A 1,933-nucleotide genomic window follows, 5' to 3' on the forward strand; every position below is an offset into this window, starting at 1 on the left:
TAACCATTAATTTGTAGTCACTTTGATCAGCCATTGCAGCAGCTGAGCAAGTTAATAATGAGCCAAGAGCGATGGTTTTTAAAAGTGTACGTTTCATGATTATCTTCCTGTTTGGTTAGTCGTACTTGTTGCCGACAACTTAACTTTAGATAAATCCTCTTGCCCCGACAAACGATAAAAACAAACCTAATAAGTGAGAAAATCTAACTTATAGACTTAGCCTACCCTTCTTTTACAGGCGAAGGTTGGCCGACTAAAAGCTATAAATAAACTTAAATAAACTCAACAATTTACACAATGGTTACCTATTGCCAAAAAAGCATTAGTGTTGTAACTTTGTTAATTAACCCAGTATTTACAAGGATTGTCATGATTAAAAAAACAAAAAATATAATTTTATCTAGCTCAATTTTATTACTCTGTGCATGTGGCGGCTCCTCAGAGAACGAAGGCGATATTATAAGTTCCGACCCTGCAGTATGTGCTAGTCAAACAGCACAAAACGAAGCCCTTTGGGACTACCTTCAAACAGATTACCTTTGGAGTGAACAGCTAAATACTTCAACAAACCCATCTACATTTGACTCATTAAGCGATTTAATGACCGAAGTTAAATCGCAAGTAGAATTAGATAAATACAGTTATGTAGTCACTGCACAAGAATATGAAGACCGATACCTTAACGCGAGTTATTTTGGTTATGGTTTAGCAAACAAAATAGAATCTAACGGTCTTCTTGTAAAGTATGTATTTGACGATGGTAATGCAGCAGCTATGGGGTTAACCAGAGGCTCATTAATCACCAAAATGAATGGCGTAAATATTGAAGAAGCAATAACCAACAATACGTTTGACTACGATGCCTTATTGGGGCCTGAAGAAGAAGGCTATACAGTAGACGTAACGTGGATAGATTTAAACGGTGAAGAACAAACCGGCACTATGGCACGCGCAACGGTTAGCACAAACACTATTTTAGACGCCCGCATATTAGAATCTAATACAGGTAAGGTTGGCTACCTGGCCTTTAATAGTTTTATTGAACGCAGTGCGCCAGACTTAGATGACGCATTTTCGTTATTCGAGCAAGAGGACGTTTCAGAACTAGTACTTGATTTACGCTATAACGGGGGCGGTTACCTTAATGTAGCTAAACAACTAGCAAGCCAAATTGCTGCCGAGAACGTGCTTGGCAAGCCTATGTTTAATTACGAATATAATAAAAACCGTGAAACTAACAGCGTAGATTTCGAGTTAAATAATAATCAACCACGCCTAAATTTACCTCGTGTAGTAATACTTACCACTGAACAAACATTGTCTGCCAGCGAAGTGGTAATAAATGCGCTAGAACCTTACATTGATGTTCAAGTAGTTGGCACAAGCACAGGAGGAAAGCCTGTTGGCATGGATATTAATCAACTTTGTGACCACGTTGTGTTTGCCATAAACTTTAAAATGACTAACTCAGCTGGCTATGGTGATTACTTTGATGGTTTACCTGCAGATTGTTACGCCGAAGATACCATTAATTCTGATTGGGGCGATACCAAAGATCCTCTTCTAAGCGAGGCTCTATACTTGTTAACTAATAATAGTTGCTCAACAACTCAAACAAGCCAGTTACCTAAACAAAAATCGCTTTATAACAATTTTGGTCTATTCGATAAAAACACGATATAACCCTTTTAATTGCATACAAAAAAAGCCGATGCAGGGTTATCCCTTCATCGGCTTTTTTATCGCGTTATAAAACGTTTTTATAACGATAAATCTTCTTTAGCACGCGTTAAATTATGAGATACCAGTGAGTTTTTAGAGATTTGATACGCTTCGTATAAATCTGAAAGGCCTGCGGTGTCTTTTTTGGCCATCATGCGGGCTACACCACGGTTACTTAATGCAAACGATGTAAGTTCGCGTACTTTTAAAC

1 protein-coding gene is annotated in these 1,933 nt (G+C 37.9%); it reads left to right on the plus strand.

Annotated elements, in window-relative coordinates:
* Positions 1 to 369 precede the first annotated feature (369 nt).
* Positions 370 to 1,683: a S41 family peptidase gene (locus PSH54_RS20455; RefSeq protein WP_273606999.1), complete on the plus strand. Its 1,314-nt coding sequence runs from the start codon at positions 370 to 372 to the stop codon at positions 1,681 to 1,683.
* The last annotated feature ends 250 nt before the right edge of the window (positions 1,684 to 1,933 follow it).

It is taken from the genome of Pseudoalteromonas sp. Angola-30 (genome assembly GCF_028599215.1).
GTDB classification, from domain to species: domain Bacteria; phylum Pseudomonadota; class Gammaproteobacteria; order Enterobacterales; family Alteromonadaceae; genus Pseudoalteromonas; species Pseudoalteromonas atlantica.